Here is a 14,328-nt window from a genome sequence, read left to right on the forward strand (position 1 = left end):
CCAGGGCGTGGGCGCCTTGCGCTGCGCTGGCTCGGGTTACTTCGGGTTACGTCGGGTTGCTAACAGGGCTTTCGGGTTGTCGACGGAGCGCGACTTGCGCGTCGTTGTGCTGCGGACGTTACCTGCGTTGGCCTGCCCCTACTGGTAACGCTTGGCAGGGCGGTCTAGTTTACCTGTTATGCGTGTCGTAACCGTTTCAACGGTTGTTTCAGCGCTCGCGCGCGGCAAGGGGAAGCCAGATGGAAACGTGGCACATCGTGGTCAAGGGGCGGGTGCAGGGCGTGGGCTACCGCGTGGCGTGCGCGGGGCAGGCCGGGGCGCTGGGCATCAACGGCTGGGTGCGCAACCGGCGCGATGGTTCGGTCGAGGTGATGGCCTATGGGCCGCCGGATCGGCTGGAGGCCCTTTGCAACTGGATGCGGCGCGGGCCGCCGGACGCGCAGGTCAACGCCCTGGTGGCGCTGCCCGGCGCGGGTGAGTTCGAGGATTTCGACTGCCTGCCGACGGCCTAAAGGCAGGCCAGGCGCGCCCGGCAGCGTGAACAGGCTGCGCGGCGGCTCAGGTGGCGCGCCAGTCCACCGGCGCGGCACCGTGCTCTTGCAGCCAGTCGTTGGCCAGCCGGAAGTGCCCGCAGCCGAGGAAGCCCCGGTGTGCCGACAGTGGTGACGGATGCGGCGCTTCCAGCACGCAATGCGTGCCGGCCAGCAAGGGTTTCTTGGCCTGCGCGTGGCTGCCCCACAGCAGGAAGACCAGGTGCGGGCGCGCGGCGGACAAGGCCTGGATCAGGCAATCGGTCACCGCTTCCCAGCCGCGCTTGGCGTGGCTGGCGGCTTGGCCCTGCTCCACCGTCAGCACGGTGTTGAGCAGCAGCACGCCTTGGCGTGCCCAGCCCTCCAGGTTGCCGGAGGCCGGGGCTGTTGCCCCGCCGTCGCCATATTCCGCGGCGATTTCCTTGAAGATGTTGCGCAGGCTGGGGGGCACGCGCACGCCATCCGGCACCGAGAAGGCCAGGCCATGCGCCTGCGGAATCTCGCTGCCGTTGACCACCCCGGTGCCGTGATACGGGTCCTGGCCAAGGATCACCACTTTGACGGTCTCAGGCGGCGTCAGGTGCAAGGCGTGGAACACGTCATGCGGAAAGACCGGCTTGCCGCTGGCGCGTTCGCCGTCGACGAAGGTGGCCAGTTCCTGCCAGCCGGCTGCGCTCATGCAGGGGGCCAGCAATGCGCGCCAGGCCGCTGGCAGCGCCGCGGCTTGCTCCGACAGGCTGGCGGCGGGCGCGGGCGCGGTTTCGGCTGCGGCAACGACCGGGGCTGCGAACAGGTCGGCCTGTGCGCTGTTGTGCTTGCTCATGCTGGAGGGATACCTGGTTCTTTAAGTAGGGGAGAGGCCGGCGGGCGCGCCAACTCAGGCTCGGCCGGCACCGCCGGCGAGCCGGTAGCCGCGCGCGGCTTTGCTCTGGTCGGACGGCTTGAGGGGCGCGACGTGCTGCAGGCGCAGCGCCAGCGCGCGCAGCGCGGCCTCGGCCCGTTCCTGCGTGGGAGCTTGTCCGGCGTCGCCGGGCAGCCATTCGAGCTCGAGTTCCTGAATCGTCTCTTGCGCTGCGGTGGCCGGTACTGAAATCGTCCCGACGTCGAGCGCGGCCTCGATGCTGACGCCATCCTGTTCGACCAGCCAGGTGCGCCGCGCGAAATCGGTGCGGAATACCGGCGCCAGGGTTGCGGCCAGCGGCGCCAGCAGGGCACGGGCCTCGGGCGGGAAGGCGTCGAGCTCGATGGCTTCGGCCGCCACCTTGGTTTCCCACTCGTGGCGGGCGGCCAGCCCGGCTTCGCTCTTGCCCGCGGTCTTCAACGTCTGCAGCCATTGCTCGCCACGGCGGCGCAGCCGCAGGGCGGCACGGGCGCCGGCCAGGTCGCGGGCCGGGGTGTCGAGGTAGACGTTGAGCAGCGTGTGCTCGCCGCACGCCTGCCCTTGTGCATCCAGCCAGGCCGCTAGCGCCGGCATGGCACCGTCGGGCACCGCCAGCTTGAGTTCGATTTCCTGGGCCATTTTTTCGTGCTCCCGCTCAGGCGAACAGGCGTGCCAGCTCGACACCCGGGTCGGGCGCGCGCATGAAGGCCTCGCCCACCAGGAAGGCGTGCACATTGGCGTCGCGCATGCGGTGTACGTCGTCCGGGCCGATGATGCCGGATTCAGTCACCACCAGGCGGTCGTCCGGGATGCGCGGCAGCAGGTCCAGCGTGTTGTCGAGCGAGACCTCGAATGTGCGCAGGTTGCGGTTGTTCACCCCCAGCAGCGGCGTTTTCAGGCGCAGCGCGGTGTCGAGCTCCTCGCTGCCGTGCACTTCCACCAGCACGTCCATGCCGAGCTCATGCGCGCAGGCTTCCAGCTCGGCCATCAGGCCCGGGTCCAGCGCGGACACGATCAGCAAGATGGCGTCGGCGCCCCAGCAGCGGGCTTCATAGACCTGGTACAGATCGATCATGAAGTCCTTGCGCAGCGCGGGCAGCGGGCAGGCGCCGCGGGCGCGCTTGAGGAAGTCGGCGTGGCCCTGGAAGAAGTTCACGTCGGTCAGGACGGACAGGCAGGCCGCGCCGTGCGTGGCGTAGCTCTCGGCGATGGCCTCCGGCACGAAATTCGCGCGCAGCACGCCCTTGGAGGGCGAGGCCTTCTTCACCTCGGCGATCACCCCGGCGTTGCCGGCGGCGATCTTCTCGCGCAGCGCGCGCGCGAAGCCGCGTGGCGCCAGGCCCGGCTCGGCGCGCAGGCTCTCGGCCTCGGCGCGCAGGCTGGGCAGGTCGCGCTTCTTGCGCGCCGCGTTCACTTCGTCGGCCTTTACGGCCAGGATTTTCTGCAGGATATCGGACATGCGGGGATTCTCTCGCTCGGCTTAATTTGCTAGACGGACCAGGCCGGCTTACTTGAACTGCTGCGTGGCGCGCACGAACTGGTCGAGCTTCTCGCGTGCCGCGCCGCTGGCGATGGCCTCGCGCGCGCGCTGGATGCCGTCCTCGATCGAGGTGGCCACATTGGCCGCGTACAGCGCGGTGCCGGCGTTGAGCGTGACGATCTCGCGCGGGGTGCCGGGCACATCGGTGAGCGCTTCCAGCAGCATTTCCTTGGACTCGGTGGCATCGGCCACCTTCAGGCCGCGGTTGGAGATCATCTGCAGGCCAAAGTCCTCGGGATGGACTTCGTACTCGCGCACTTCGCCGTCCTTGAGTTCACCCACCAGCGTGGCAGCGCCCAGCGAGACTTCGTCCATGCCGTCCTTGCCGTAGACGACCAGCGCGTGGCGCGCGCCCAGGCGCTGCATCACGCGTACCTGGATGCCAACCAGGTCGGGGTGGAACACGCCCATCAGGATATTGGGCGCATCGGCCGGGTTGGTCAGCGGGCCCAGGATATTGAAGATGGTGCGCACGCCCATTTCCTTGCGGATCGGTGCCACGTTCTTCATGGCCGGGTGGTGCGTGGGCGCGAACATGAAGCCGATGCCGGTCTGCTCGATGCAGTGGCCAACCTGTTCCGGCGTGAGCATGATGTTCACGCCCAGCGCTTCCAGCACGTCGGCGCTGCCCGACTTGGAGCTCACGCCGCGGTTGCCGTGCTTGGCGATGCGCGCGCCGGCAGCGGAGGCCACGAACATCGACGCGGTGGAAATATTGAACGTATGCGAGCCGTCACCGCCGGTGCCGACGATATCGACGAAGTTCTCGCGATCCTTGACGGGCACCTTGTTGGCGAACTCGCGCATCACCTGCGCCGCCGCCGAGATCTCGCCGATGGTTTCTTTCTTGACGCGCAGCCCGGTCAGGATGGCCGCGGCCATCACCGGCGACATCTGGCCCTGCATGATCTGCCGCATCAGGTGCAGCATCTCGTCATGGAAGATCTCGCGATGTTCGATGCAGCGGGTGAGGGCTTCCTGGGGCGTGATGGACATGGCGGTCTCGGTCTCGGTCTTGGCGTTGGTTTGGGCAGCGCCTGGCGCGGGCGCGTTGGGCGTATCGAGCAGTCTCATCGGGGCGCCTTGATGAAGTTGGCCAGCAGCGCATGGCCATGCTCGGACAGGATGGATTCGGGGTGGAACTGCACCCCTTCAATGGCGAGCGTCTTGTGGCGCACGCCCATGATCTCGCCATCCGGTGTCCAGGCCGTCACTTCCAGGCAATCCGGCAAGGTTTCGCGCTCGATCGCCAGGGAATGATAGCGCGTCACGTCGAAGTGCTTGGGCAGGCCGGCGAACACGCCTTCCTGCGTGGTCTCGATGCGGCTGACCTTGCCGTGCATGACCTGCTTGGCGCGGATCACCTTGCCGCCGAAGGCTTCGCCGATGGCCTGGTGGCCCAGGCACACGCCCAGCATCGGGATGCGGCCGGCAAAGTGCTGCAGCACCGCCACCGAGATGCCGGCTTCCTTGGGACTGCACGGGCCGGGCGAGACGCAGATATGGTCGGGCTTGAGCGCCTCGATCTCTTCCAGCGTGATTTCGTCGTTGCGATAGGTGCGCACGTCGGCGCCGAGTTCGCCGAAGTATTGGACGATGTTGTAGGTAAACGAATCGTAGTTGTCGATCATCAGCAGCATGGCGGTTCCCCTGTTCCCTTTACCTTAGATATCCGAGTCCAGGCCGTCCTGGACCTGCTCGGCGGCGCGGATCACGGCGCGCGCCTTGGCTTCGGTTTCCCTCCATTCGGCTTCGGGGTCCGAGTCGGCAACGATGCCGGCAGCGGCCTGCACATAGAGATTGCCGTCCTTGACGATGCCGGTGCGGATCGCAATGGCCAGGTCCATCTCGCCGCCGAAGGACAGGTAGCCCACCGCGCCGCCGTAGATGCCACGCTTGCGCGGCTCCAGCTCGTCGATGATCTCCATCGCATGCACCTTGGGCGCGCCCGACAGCGTGCCGGCCGGGAAGGTGGCGCGCAGCACGTCCAGGTTGCTCATGCCGGGCTTGAGCGTGCCTTCCACGGAGCTGACGATGTGCTGCACGTGGGAGTATTTCTCGATCACCATCTGGTCGGTGACCTTGACCGAGCCGATCTCGGCAATGCGGCCGATGTCATTGCGCGCCAGGTCGATCAGCATCACGTGCTCGGCGATTTCCTTGGGGTCGTTGAGCAGTTCGGTGGCCAGCTGCGCGTCCTTCTCCGGCGTGTTGCCGCGCGGGCGGGTGCCGGCCAGCGGGCGGATGGTGACGATGTGATCCTCGCGCTGGTCGCCGTTGCTGCCGACGCGGCGGGTTTCCTGGCGCACCAGGATCTCGGGCGAGGCGCCCACGATCTGGAAGTCGCCGAAGTTGTAGAAGTACATGTACGGCGACGGGTTCAGCGAGCGCAGCGCGCGGTACAGCGTGAGCGGCGAGTCGCGGTACGGCTTGACCAGGCGCTGGCCGATCTGCACCTGCATCATGTCGCCGGCCATGATGTATTCCTTGGCCTTATGCACGGCCGCAAGGTAGTCGGCCTTGTCGAACTCGCGGTAGACGTCGGTCTGCACCGAGGGGCTGGTGATGGGCACATCCACCGGCTGGCGCAGCTTCATGCGCAGCTCGCGCAGGCGCTGGCGGGCGCGGGCGTAGGCTTCCGGGGTGGTCGGGTCGGCGTAGACGATCAGGTAGAGTTTGCCGGACAGGTTGTCGATCACCGCCAGCTCTTCGCACAGCAGCAGCTGGATGTCGGGCAGGTTCAGGTCGTCCGGCTTTTGCGTGTTGGCGAGCTTTTTCTCGATATAACGCACCGCGTCATAGCCGAAGTAGCCGGCCAGGCCGCCGCAGAAGCGCGGCAGGCCGGGGCGCAGCGCCACCTTGAAGCGCTTTTCGAAGTCGGCGATGAAGTCGAGCGGGTTGCCTTCATGGGTTTCCACCACGCGGCCATCGGTGACCACCTCCGTGCGCATGCCGCAGGCGCGCAGCAGGGTGCGGGCATGCAGGCCAATGAAGGAGTAGCGGCCGAAGCGCTCGCCACCCACAACGGATTCCAGCAAGAAGGTGTTGACCCCGCGCGTTTGCGATTGCGCCAGCTTCAGGTACAGCGACAGCGGCGTTTCCAGGTCGGCGAAGGCTTCGGTGATCAGGGGGATACGGTTGTAGCCCTGCTCGGCCAGCGATTTGAATTCCAGTTCGGTCATGTCGATCCTCGTGTGCAGCGGCGCCAGTCGTTTCAGTATGGCGCACGTCGCGATGTCGGCAACTTGGGGCTGGAAGGTCGTCAGACCCGCCCCGGAGAGACCATGGCGCGGACGAGTGTCCACGCACGGCCGGGGTGGGCGTGCAGCGCGTTCGGATGACACCGGCGCAAGGGCTGGGATGTCGGGCGGCTGGAAAATCAGTGAAGGTCCGGCAACCTGCCGGTCTGGCCGGCCCCATCCTGGTACGGATGCATCGCGGGGATGCGGGAAGGGGGCGGTCAGGAGACTCGCGAACGCACTTTACGCCTGTTGGGAGGCGCGCCAGCGACGCCAGGGCCAGGCCTGCCGATCACTGCCAGATGAGATGCGTTTGCGGTTCAGAAACATGAAATCGTGTTCAGCGATTTATGGTTTGGATGTTTGGTGGTGCTTGTACGTCTTTTGCTTGTTTGGCGGCCGTGGCCGCCAAGGTCATGCCCGGTGTGCCGCAAACAGCTCGGCAACGCGAACAATGGAATCGACTATACCATCGGCGTCGACGCCTTGTACAGGATTGCCGTGGTTGTAGCCATAGGGCACAAGCAGCACTCCCATGCCGGCCGCACGGGCCGCCTGCGCATCGTTTTCCGAGTCGCCGATCGCGGCCATTTCAGCCGGCTCCAGCCGGAACGCCTCGGCCACCTTGAGCAGCGGCAGGGGATCTGGCTTGCGCAAAGCAAAGGCGTCACCGCCGTAGACCAACTCGAAAAAGCGTCCCAGGCCGGTCTTGGTGAGCAGCGGCTCGGTGAAGTTGTGCGGCTTGTTAGTCACGCAGGCCAGCCGAAGGCCAGCTGCCTTCAGCGCCGCCAGCCCCTCGGCGACACCAGCGTAGACCTGCGAGAACTGGCCGTTGATGCGCAGGTATTCGCGGTCGTACAGGGCCAGCGCATCGGCAAACATGCCATTGGCGTGTGCGGGGGAGAAGCGCGCATCCAGCACCCGCCGGATCAGGTTTTCCGAGCCCTTGCCGACAAAGCTGACGATCTCCTCCTTGCTCATCGGCGCGGCGTTGCCAAGCTGCCGGTGCAGGTGGACCAGCGCCTTGAGCATGGCGTTGACCGCCGCATGGAAGTCGCCGGCGGTGTCCACCATGGTGCCATCCAGGTCCACGATGACGCCGCGGATGCCGCGCCAGTCGATGCGCTTAAGCTGGGTCACGCTCATTGGCCGACCTTGGCCAGCTCGCTGCGCATGGCCGAAAGCACGCCCTTGTAGCCGCCGTCCGCGTCCGGCTTGCTGAACACGGCGGAACCGGCGACAAAGGTGTCGGCCCCGGCTGCGGCGATTTCGGCGATGTTATCGATCTTCACGCCGCCGTCCACTTCCAGCAGGATGCGGCGTCCGGTGCGCTCGGCGTACGCGTCGATGCGCTTGCGGGCAGCGCGCAGCTTGTTGAGCGTCTCGGGGATGAACGACTGGCCGCCGAAGCCGGGGTTGACCGACATCAGCAGGATCACGTCGATCCGGTCCATCACGTGGTCCAGGTGGTGCAGCGGCGTGGCCGGGTTGAATACCAGGCCGGCCTGGCAGCCGTGTTCGCGGATGAGCGCCAGCGAGCGGTCGATATGCTCGCTCGCTTCCGGGTGGAAGGTGATGATATTGGCGCCAGCCTTGGCAAAGTCCGGGATGATGCGGTCTACCGGGCGCACCATCAGGTGCACGTCGATCGGGGCGGTCACGTGGGGGCGGATTGCCTCGCACACCAGCGGGCCCACGGTCAGGTTCGGCACGTAATGGTTGTCCATCACGTCGAAATGGATCCAGTCGGCGCCGTCCGCGGTCACGCGCCGCACTTCCTCGCCCAGGCGGGCAAAGTCGGCGGACAGGATGGACGGGGCGATGCGGTAGGTGGGCGTGCTCATGGCGGGGCTCGAAAGGGGGGAGTGCTTCAAGGGGAAGCCGGTATTTTACCCTCCCCGCGCGGGGCGCCGCTGCCATCGGGCAGGCAGCTTGCGGCGGCTTAGCTTGCCGCCCCCCGAGCCTTGCCGCACAATGCGGCTACCCTGATCCCGCCCCTTATGTGTCGACTATGAGCGAATACGCGTTTTCCGTGGCCGTACGTACACAGTACCTGGCCGACCAGTCCGACCCTGAGCGCGGGCGCCATGCCTTCGCCTACACCATCACGATCCACAATACCGGCGAGGTGGCTGCGCAGCTGATCTCACGCCACTGGGTCATCACCGATAGCGACAACGGCACCCAGGAAGTGGCTGGCCTTGGCGTGGTCGGGCACCAGCCCCTGCTCAAGCCCGGCGAGCATTTCGAGTACACCAGCTGGGCCACCATCTCGACCCCGGTGGGTTCGATGAAGGGGGAGTATTTCTGCGTGGCCGAGGATGGCCATCGCTTCGAGGTGCCGATTCCCGAGTTTGCGCTGGTCCTGCCGCGCATGTTGCACTGAGAGAAGCCGGCGGAACCTATTGGCCCGGTGTGCTGTCCTGATCCTGTCGGGTACGCGCCGAGCCTTGTTCCGCATGTCCCGCACGCGACGGATGATCGTCCGGTGCGCGGCTGGGGCGCGGGTTCTTCTTGGCCGTGCCCATGGTCCAGACCACGATGAAGATCAGCAGGAAGAGCGCCAGTCCGGCCTCGAGGGCGAACAGCAGCATGGGATGGGCTTCAAAGAACTTGCTCATGACAGGGCTACGTGGAGGCGACGGTGGGCATTGTAGGCCATCGGCAGATGCGTCCGGCCGCGATACGCTGAGTTTTCACCCAATCAAGATGGCACACCTGCATTCCTTTTTCCGCTTTCCTGTTTTCTCTTCCCGAGCCCCGCTGCGCGGCTCGCCGGGCGCCGGGCGCCGCCTTGGCTGGCTCGGGCTTGCCGCCGCGGCCACGCTGCTGGCCGGCTGCATGAGCGGCCCGCCGCCGCACATCGAAGGCCCGGGCACCCGTCCCGTGACGCCACCGACCGGTTCCACCCAGAAGGGCGTGCTGCAAGCCGCCAACTGGGCCGAGATTGGCGGCTGGAGCCAGGACGACGTGCGCGCCGCCTGGCCGGCGCTGCAGGCCAGCTGCCAGGCCCTGAAGAAGCGTGCCGAGTGGAACCGCGTCTGCGCGCTCGGCCTGATGGTCGACGCCGGCGACCTGGACGCCATGCGCTCCTACTTCGAGTCCAACTTCCAGCCCTTTCGCGTGATCAACGGCGACGGCACCGACAGTGGGCTGATCACCGGCTACTACGAGCCGATCCTGCACGGCGCGCGCCAGCGCCAGGGCCAGTACCAGGTGCCGCTGTACCGCAAGCCGGCCCAGTGGGGCAACCGGCCGCTGCCGGCGCGTGGTGAGCTGCTGCAGAACCCGGCCCTGCGCGGCCAGGAGCTGGTCTGGGTGGATGATCCGGTGGAAGCCGCGTTCCTGCAGATCCAGGGCTCCGGCCGGATCCGCCTGCAGGACGGCAGCGTCATGCGGGTAGGTTTCGGCGGCACCAACGACCAGCCGTTCCGCTCCTTCGGCAAGTGGCTGCTCGACCGCGGCGAGATCACGCCGGCGCAGGCCACCATGCAGGGCATCAAGGCCTGGGCGCGGGCCAACCCGGGGCGCGTTGATGAAATGCTCAACGTGAACCCGCGCTTCGTGTTCTTCCGCGAACTGCCGCCTAATAACGATGGCCCGGTCGGGGCGCTGGGCGTGCCGCTGACTGCCGAGCGCTCCATCGCGGTCGATCCCGCCACCATCCCGCTGGGCGTGCCGGTTTTCCTCTCCACCACGCGGCCGCTGTCGTCCGAGCCCATCCAGCGCCTGATGTTCGCGCAGGATACGGGCTCCGCCATCAAGGGCGGGGTGCGCGCTGACTTCTTCTGGGGGGCTGGCGACGCTGCCGGCGAAACCGCCGGGCGGATGAAGCAGGGCGGGCGGATGTGGGTGCTGATGCCGCGCAGCTAAGGCATGAAAGCAAGAGAGCCGGCCAATCCTGGCCGGCTCCTGCACTTTCTTGCACTTACCTCTCTATCTTCAGCGCGGGCGCTGGTCGACGATGCGCCGCGCCTTGCCCACCGAGCGCTCCACGCCGCCGGTAGGCAGGATCTCGATGCCAACGGTGACGCCGATAAAGGCTTTGATGTCGTAGGTCAGTTGCGCGCTGGCCTGCTGCGTGGCCGCCGGGTCGACGCCATGCGCGCATTCCACGCGCACGGTCAGCACGTCGAGATGGCCATCCTTGGTCAGCACGCACTGGTAGTGCGGCGCTAGTTCCGCGTGCTTGAGGATCAGCTCCTCGATCTGCGAGGGGAACACGTTGACGCCGCGGATGATCATCATGTCGTCGGAGCGGCCGGTCACCTTCTCCATGCGGCGGAACGCGCCGCGAGCGCTGCCAGGCAGCAGCCGCGTGAGATCGCGGGTCCGGTAACGGACGATCGGCAGGGCTTCCTTGGACAGCGACGTAAAGACCAGCTCGCCGAATTCGCCGTCGGGCAGCACCGCGCCGGTGACGGGATCGACCACCTCCGGGTAGAAATGATCCTCCCAGATGGTCGGGCCATCCTTGGTCTCGGCGCACTCGCTGGCCACGCCCGGCCCCATCACTTCCGATAGCCCATAGATATCCACCGCCGAGATGCCCATGCGCTTCTCGATGGCCAGGCGCATCTCGGGCGTCCAGGGCTCCGCGCCGAAGATGCCGACCTTGAGCGAGCTGGAGGTCGGGTCGATGCCCTGGCGCTCGAACTCGTCGGCGATGGCCAGCATGTAGCTCGGCGTGACCATGATCACTTCCGGCTTGAAATCCTGGATCAACTGTACCTGCCGCTCGGTCTGGCCGCCACCGAACGGGATCGCGGTGAGCCCCGCCTTTTCCACGCCGTAGTGCGCGCCCAGTCCGCCGGTAAACAGTCCATAGCCGTAGCTGATATGCACCTTGTCGCCGCGCCGTGCGCCGGCGGCGCGGATCGAGCGTGCCACCACCGTGGCCCAGGTGTCGATGTCCTTCAAGGTGTATCCCACCACCGTGGGCTTGCCGGTCGTGCCCGACGAGGCATGGATGCGCGCCACGCGGTCCTGCGGCACGGCGAACATCCCGAACGGGTAGCTATCGCGCAGGTCCTGCTTGGTGGTGAACGGAAAGCGGGCGAGGTCGGCCAGGGTCCGGATCTGGTCCGGGTGGACGCCGGCGGCATCGAACTTGCGGCGGTAGACCGGCGAGTTCTGGTAGGCGTGGTTGAGCGACCATTTCAGGCGTTCCAGCTGCAAGGCCTGCAAGGCTTCGCGGCTGGCGGTCTCGATCGGCTCGAGCGGCAGATCTGTCAGGCGCGTCATGGTGTCTCCTGCGCGGGGGCTTATGTTTGCGTGGTGGAATCCGGGTACGGCATCACGCCGCCGCGCCCGGCGGCGGGACGACATGCCCTTTGATCTGCGCGGACTTGCCGCGGAACATCGCCACCGGCTCGCCGGCGCGGTTGGTCACCCGGATATCGTAGATGCCATGCCGGCCAGACAGGACCTGCTCCGTGGCTTCTGCCGTCAGCACGTCGCCGCCCTGCACGGGTTTGAGGAACTCGATGCTGCAACCCGCCGCCACCGTGTTGATATTGTGGCTGTTGCAGGCGAAGGCAAAGGTCGAATCGGCCAGCGTGAACATTAGTCCGCCGTGGCAGATGCCGTGGCCGTTGAGGAATTCCTGCCGCACCGGCATGGACAAGCGCGCATAGCCGGGCCGCACGGCCTCGACGGTGATGCCCAGCCAGCGGCTGCAGGCATCGGCCTCGTACATGCTGGCAGCGGCCGCTTCGGCGAGGGCCTGGGGATTGTGGGTCAAGCTGGTCTCCTGTTCGGGCTGTTGGCTGCGGTGCGTACAGGCGATCCTAGCGCCCCGTGAAACGTGGCGCGCGTTTTTCCAGGAAAGCGTTGACGCCCTCGGCATAGTCCAGCGAGGCGCCCAGCTGGCGCTGCAGGTCGCGCTCCAGGTCGAGCTGGGTATCGAGGCCCTGGCTTGCGCCGGCGTACATCGCCTGCTTGATCGCGGCCAGGGCGCGCGTTGGCTGCGCCGCCAGGTGCGTGGCCAGGGCCAGCGCCTGCTCGGGCAGCAGGGGGTCGTCCATCGCCTCCCAGATCAGCCCCCATTTTTCTGCCTCGTCGGCGCTGAGCTTGTCGCCCGTCATGGCCAGTCCCATGGCGCGGGCCATGCCGATGCGCTTGGGCAACAGCCAGGTGCCACCGGAATCCGGGACCAGCCCAATCTTGACGAAGGCCTGGATGAAGCTGGCCGAGCGTGCCGCCAGCACTATGTCGCAGGCCAGCGCCAGGTTGGCGCCGGCGCCGGCCGCGGTGCCGTTGACGGCGGCAATCACCGGCAGCGGCAACTTTTGCAGGCGCCGGACCAGCCGGTTGAACCATACATCGATCAACTCGCCCAGGTCGGTCATGGCGCCGGGCGTGAAATCCAGGTCGGCCAGGTCCTGTCCTGCGCAGAAACCGCGCCCGGCACCCGTCAGCAGCAGGGCGCGGGCGCCGCCGGCCTCCACATGGTCTAGTGCCTGCTGCAGCACGGCATGCATATCGCGGGTAAAGCTATTGAGCTTGTCGGGGCGATTCAGCGTGATGACGGCAACCTGGCCGTGCCAGGCGAGCAGTATCGGGCCGGAAGTCAGGCTGGCCTGCGGGGGCGTATCTGGCATCTTCGTCTCCTGCCGTGTCTGTTAGGGGCAATGTCTGGCGGCACCCGGCCACTCTCTTATATATAGCTATGCATATCGCCATGCAGGAGAATTCGGATCGCCGCTTAAATTAACCGACCAGTCGGTCGGCGAATGGTAGCACTAATTTCCGCGCGCGAGTATCGTCTCGCTGGTAACGAATCGATCCACTTTGTACTTCCCCACTTCCTATTCCAAGAGGAGAACACATGCCGTACGAGAACATTCTGGTGGAGACGCGCGGGCGCGTTGGCTTGGTGACGCTGAACCGCCCCAAGGCCCTGAACGCGCTCAACGACGCGCTGATGGATGAGCTGGGCGCGGCGTTGCTCGCTTTCGACGCCGACGAGGCCATCGGCAGCATCGTGATCACCGGCAGCGAGCGCGCCTTTGCCGCGGGCGCCGATATCGGCATGATGGCCAAGTACACCTATATGGATGTGTACAAAGGCGATTACATCACCCGGAACTGGGAGGCGATCCGCCGCGTCCGCAAGCCGGTGATCGCGGCGGTGGCCGGCTACGCGCTTGGCGGCGGCTGCGAGCTGGCGATGATGTGCGACATCATCATCGCTGCCGATACCGCCCGCTTCGGCCAGCCCGAGGTCAAGCTGGGCACCATGCCGGGCGCCGGCGGCACCCAGCGCCTGCCGCGCGCGGTCTCCAAGGCCAAGGCCATGGACCTGTGCCTGACTTCCCGCATGATGGACGCGGCGGAAGCCGAGCGCGCCGGCCTGGTGTCGCGTGTGGTTGCAGCCGACAAGCTGCTCGACGATGCGTTGGCCGCCGCCGAGACCATCGCCGGGTTCTCCCTGCCGGTGGTCATGATGATCAAGGAGTCGATCAACACCGCTTATGAGACCAGCCTTTCCGAAGGCGTGCACCTGGAACGCCGCTTGTTCCACTCGACCTTCGCGACGGAGGACCAGAAGGAAGGCATGGCCGCATTTGTGGAGAAGAGAGCGCCCGGGTTCAAGCATCGCTAAAACTTGATAGGCAAATACCCGAGTAGGTTCATCGGGTATTCATCTTTCGATGCGGGGTAAGAAGGCGGTATTTTCTTTATAGATCAATGGGTTGTTCCTGGCCCCTCGGAGGGCCTCGCATACTCATGTGACAAAACGATTGCCAAGGTCGGGTGGGGCGCTTACTATTCGCCCCCTCGCAACACAAAAGACCGCTGCAAAGCAGACGGGACAAGGGTTGCGGGGTTGGCAGGGGTGGTTGGCGGAGCGGGTTCAGACGCCGGCTGCAGCAAAGAAAGTTTGCGAAACCTGTTGACGAAACGATGATCACGCTTCATAATCTCGTTTCTCTGCTGCAGACAAAAGCAGCGACGCGGCAAGCAAAGCGAACCGCGGCCAGTTCTTTAACAAACAAACAACCGATAAGTGTGGGCGCTTGATAGCGGATGCGGAAGACCTCGGTCTTTTAGCTTACAAGTTATAAAGTGCTCGCACAGTAAAACATGTTGGTTATGTCTTCGGACGTAGCCAGTCAGTTTTCTGAGAGTGAGCGA

The 14,328-nt window shown here is 66.0% G+C and carries 16 protein-coding genes; 4 read left to right on the forward strand and 12 right to left on the reverse strand.

All coding sequences use genetic code 11. From position 1 onward, the window contains the following. Positions 1–239: 239 nt before the first annotated feature. On the forward strand, positions 240–512 hold the full coding sequence (locus ACYP5B_RS54145; RefSeq protein WP_150985647.1) for an acylphosphatase: 273 nt from the start codon (positions 240–242) through the stop codon (positions 510–512). A 46-nt stretch (positions 513–558) separates the two neighbouring features. Here ACYP5B_RS54145 and ACYP5B_RS54150 read toward each other — a convergent pair whose 3' ends face one another. The 8 genes from ACYP5B_RS54150 to rpe form a co-directional block, all read right to left on the reverse strand. Beyond that, a complete protein-coding gene (locus tag ACYP5B_RS54150; RefSeq protein WP_400098518.1) occupies positions 559–1,353 on the reverse strand; it encodes a uracil-DNA glycosylase in 795 nt (264 codons plus the stop codon). 54 nt (positions 1,354–1,407) lie between these two features. Next, complete coding sequence (locus tag ACYP5B_RS54155) at positions 1,408–2,049, reverse strand: CYTH domain-containing protein (protein WP_400098516.1); 642 nt, start codon at positions 2,047–2,049, stop codon at positions 1,408–1,410. A gap of 16 nt (positions 2,050–2,065) precedes the next feature. Next, positions 2,066–2,869 (reverse strand): indole-3-glycerol phosphate synthase TrpC, encoded by an 804-nt coding sequence (gene trpC / locus ACYP5B_RS54160; protein WP_400098514.1) that lies wholly within the window; start codon positions 2,867–2,869, stop codon positions 2,066–2,068. A gap of 48 nt (positions 2,870–2,917) precedes the next feature. Further along, positions 2,918–3,946, reverse strand: coding sequence for an anthranilate phosphoribosyltransferase (gene trpD, locus ACYP5B_RS54165; RefSeq protein ID WP_267606563.1), 1,029 nt, complete (start codon positions 3,944–3,946; stop codon positions 2,918–2,920). A 74-nt stretch (positions 3,947–4,020) separates the two neighbouring features. Then, on the reverse strand, positions 4,021–4,590 hold the full coding sequence (locus ACYP5B_RS54170; protein ID WP_267605151.1) for an anthranilate synthase component II: 570 nt from the start codon (positions 4,588–4,590) through the stop codon (positions 4,021–4,023). 24 nt (positions 4,591–4,614) lie between these two features. Continuing rightward, a complete protein-coding gene (trpE, locus tag ACYP5B_RS54175) occupies positions 4,615–6,132 on the reverse strand; it encodes an anthranilate synthase component I (RefSeq protein WP_400098512.1) in 1,518 nt (505 codons plus the stop codon). Between the two features lie 471 nt (positions 6,133–6,603). Next, the gene (gene gph, locus ACYP5B_RS54180; RefSeq protein WP_459575761.1) at positions 6,604–7,335 is read right to left on the reverse strand and encodes a phosphoglycolate phosphatase; all 732 of its coding nucleotides are present in this window, start codon (positions 7,333–7,335) and stop codon (positions 6,604–6,606) included. Continuing rightward, the gene (gene rpe, locus ACYP5B_RS54185) at positions 7,332–8,033 is read right to left on the reverse strand and encodes a ribulose-phosphate 3-epimerase (RefSeq protein WP_267605152.1); all 702 of its coding nucleotides are present in this window, start codon (positions 8,031–8,033) and stop codon (positions 7,332–7,334) included. The genes gph and rpe overlap by 4 nt, the downstream gene beginning before the upstream one ends. 167 nt (positions 8,034–8,200) lie before the next feature. Between rpe and apaG the strand changes: the two genes are divergently transcribed. After that, positions 8,201–8,575: a Co2+/Mg2+ efflux protein ApaG gene (gene apaG / locus ACYP5B_RS54190; protein ID WP_006162582.1), complete on the forward strand. Its 375-nt coding sequence runs from the start codon at positions 8,201–8,203 to the stop codon at positions 8,573–8,575. 16 nt (positions 8,576–8,591) lie between these two features. On the opposite strand, the gene ACYP5B_RS54195 is transcribed toward apaG, so the two are convergent. Next, positions 8,592–8,810, reverse strand: coding sequence for a hypothetical protein (locus ACYP5B_RS54195; protein ID WP_459575762.1), 219 nt, complete (start codon positions 8,808–8,810; stop codon positions 8,592–8,594). Between the two features lie 88 nt (positions 8,811–8,898). Between ACYP5B_RS54195 and mltA the strand changes: the two genes are divergently transcribed. Then, positions 8,899–10,062: a murein transglycosylase A gene (gene mltA, locus ACYP5B_RS54200; RefSeq protein ID WP_459575763.1), complete on the forward strand. Its 1,164-nt coding sequence runs from the start codon at positions 8,899–8,901 to the stop codon at positions 10,060–10,062. A gap of 69 nt (positions 10,063–10,131) precedes the next feature. On the opposite strand, the gene paaK is transcribed toward mltA, so the two are convergent. From paaK to paaG, 3 genes are read right to left on the reverse strand one after another with little or no spacing between them, the layout of a single operon-like run. Further along, positions 10,132–11,433, reverse strand: a complete 1,302-nt coding sequence (gene paaK, locus ACYP5B_RS54205) for a phenylacetate--CoA ligase PaaK (RefSeq protein WP_267605154.1) — start codon at positions 11,431–11,433, stop codon at positions 10,132–10,134. 52 nt (positions 11,434–11,485) lie between these two features. Further along, positions 11,486–11,932 (reverse strand): hydroxyphenylacetyl-CoA thioesterase PaaI, encoded by a 447-nt coding sequence (gene paaI / locus ACYP5B_RS54210; protein WP_267605155.1) that lies wholly within the window; start codon positions 11,930–11,932, stop codon positions 11,486–11,488. Positions 11,933–11,978: 46 nt separating this feature from the next. Next, entirely contained in the window at positions 11,979–12,791 is an 813-nt protein-coding gene (gene paaG, locus ACYP5B_RS54215) for a 2-(1,2-epoxy-1,2-dihydrophenyl)acetyl-CoA isomerase PaaG (RefSeq protein WP_400098500.1), read from the reverse strand. A gap of 227 nt (positions 12,792–13,018) precedes the next feature. On the opposite strand from paaG, the gene ACYP5B_RS54220 reads away from it, so the two are divergent. Then, positions 13,019–13,795 carry an enoyl-CoA hydratase gene (locus ACYP5B_RS54220; RefSeq protein ID WP_267605156.1) on the forward strand — a complete coding sequence of 259 codons (777 nt, stop codon included), beginning with the start codon at positions 13,019–13,021 and terminating at the stop codon, positions 13,793–13,795. Positions 13,796–14,328: the final 533 nt, after the last annotated feature.

Source organism: Cupriavidus sp. 8B, assembly GCF_054589115.1.

What these genes read in the sequence shown, in the direction of transcription:
- ACYP5B_RS54150 (WP_400098518.1), bottom strand. Translation starts at nt 1,353, where the DNA reads ATGAGCAAGCACAACAGCGCACAGGCCGACCTGTTCGCAGCCCCGGTC.
- gph (WP_459575761.1), bottom strand. Translation starts at nt 7,335, where the DNA reads ATGAGCGTGACCCAGCTTAAGCGCATCGACTGGCGCGGCATCCGCGGC.
- ACYP5B_RS54195 (WP_459575762.1), bottom strand. Translation starts at nt 8,810, where the DNA reads ATGAGCAAGTTCTTTGAAGCCCATCCCATGCTGCTGTTCGCCCTCGAG.
- trpE (WP_400098512.1), bottom strand. Translation starts at nt 6,132, where the DNA reads ATGACCGAACTGGAATTCAAATCGCTGGCCGAGCAGGGCTACAACCGT.
- ACYP5B_RS54155 (WP_400098516.1), bottom strand. Translation starts at nt 2,049, where the DNA reads ATGGCCCAGGAAATCGAACTCAAGCTGGCGGTGCCCGACGGTGCCATG.
- ACYP5B_RS54170 (WP_267605151.1), bottom strand. Translation starts at nt 4,590, where the DNA reads ATGCTGCTGATGATCGACAACTACGATTCGTTTACCTACAACATCGTC.
- trpD (WP_267606563.1), bottom strand. Translation starts at nt 3,946, where the DNA reads ATGTCCATCACGCCCCAGGAAGCCCTCACCCGCTGCATCGAACATCGC.
- trpC (WP_400098514.1), bottom strand. Translation starts at nt 2,869, where the DNA reads ATGTCCGATATCCTGCAGAAAATCCTGGCCGTAAAGGCCGACGAAGTG.
- apaG (WP_006162582.1), top strand. Translation starts at nt 8,201, where the DNA reads ATGAGCGAATACGCGTTTTCCGTGGCCGTACGTACACAGTACCTGGCC.
- paaK (WP_267605154.1), bottom strand. Translation starts at nt 11,433, where the DNA reads ATGACGCGCCTGACAGATCTGCCGCTCGAGCCGATCGAGACCGCCAGC.
- ACYP5B_RS54220 (WP_267605156.1), top strand. Translation starts at nt 13,019, where the DNA reads ATGCCGTACGAGAACATTCTGGTGGAGACGCGCGGGCGCGTTGGCTTG.
- paaG (WP_400098500.1), bottom strand. Translation starts at nt 12,791, where the DNA reads ATGCCAGATACGCCCCCGCAGGCCAGCCTGACTTCCGGCCCGATACTG.
- mltA (WP_459575763.1), top strand. Translation starts at nt 8,899, where the DNA reads ATGGCACACCTGCATTCCTTTTTCCGCTTTCCTGTTTTCTCTTCCCGA.
- ACYP5B_RS54145 (WP_150985647.1), top strand. Translation starts at nt 240, where the DNA reads ATGGAAACGTGGCACATCGTGGTCAAGGGGCGGGTGCAGGGCGTGGGC.
- rpe (WP_267605152.1), bottom strand. Translation starts at nt 8,033, where the DNA reads ATGAGCACGCCCACCTACCGCATCGCCCCGTCCATCCTGTCCGCCGAC.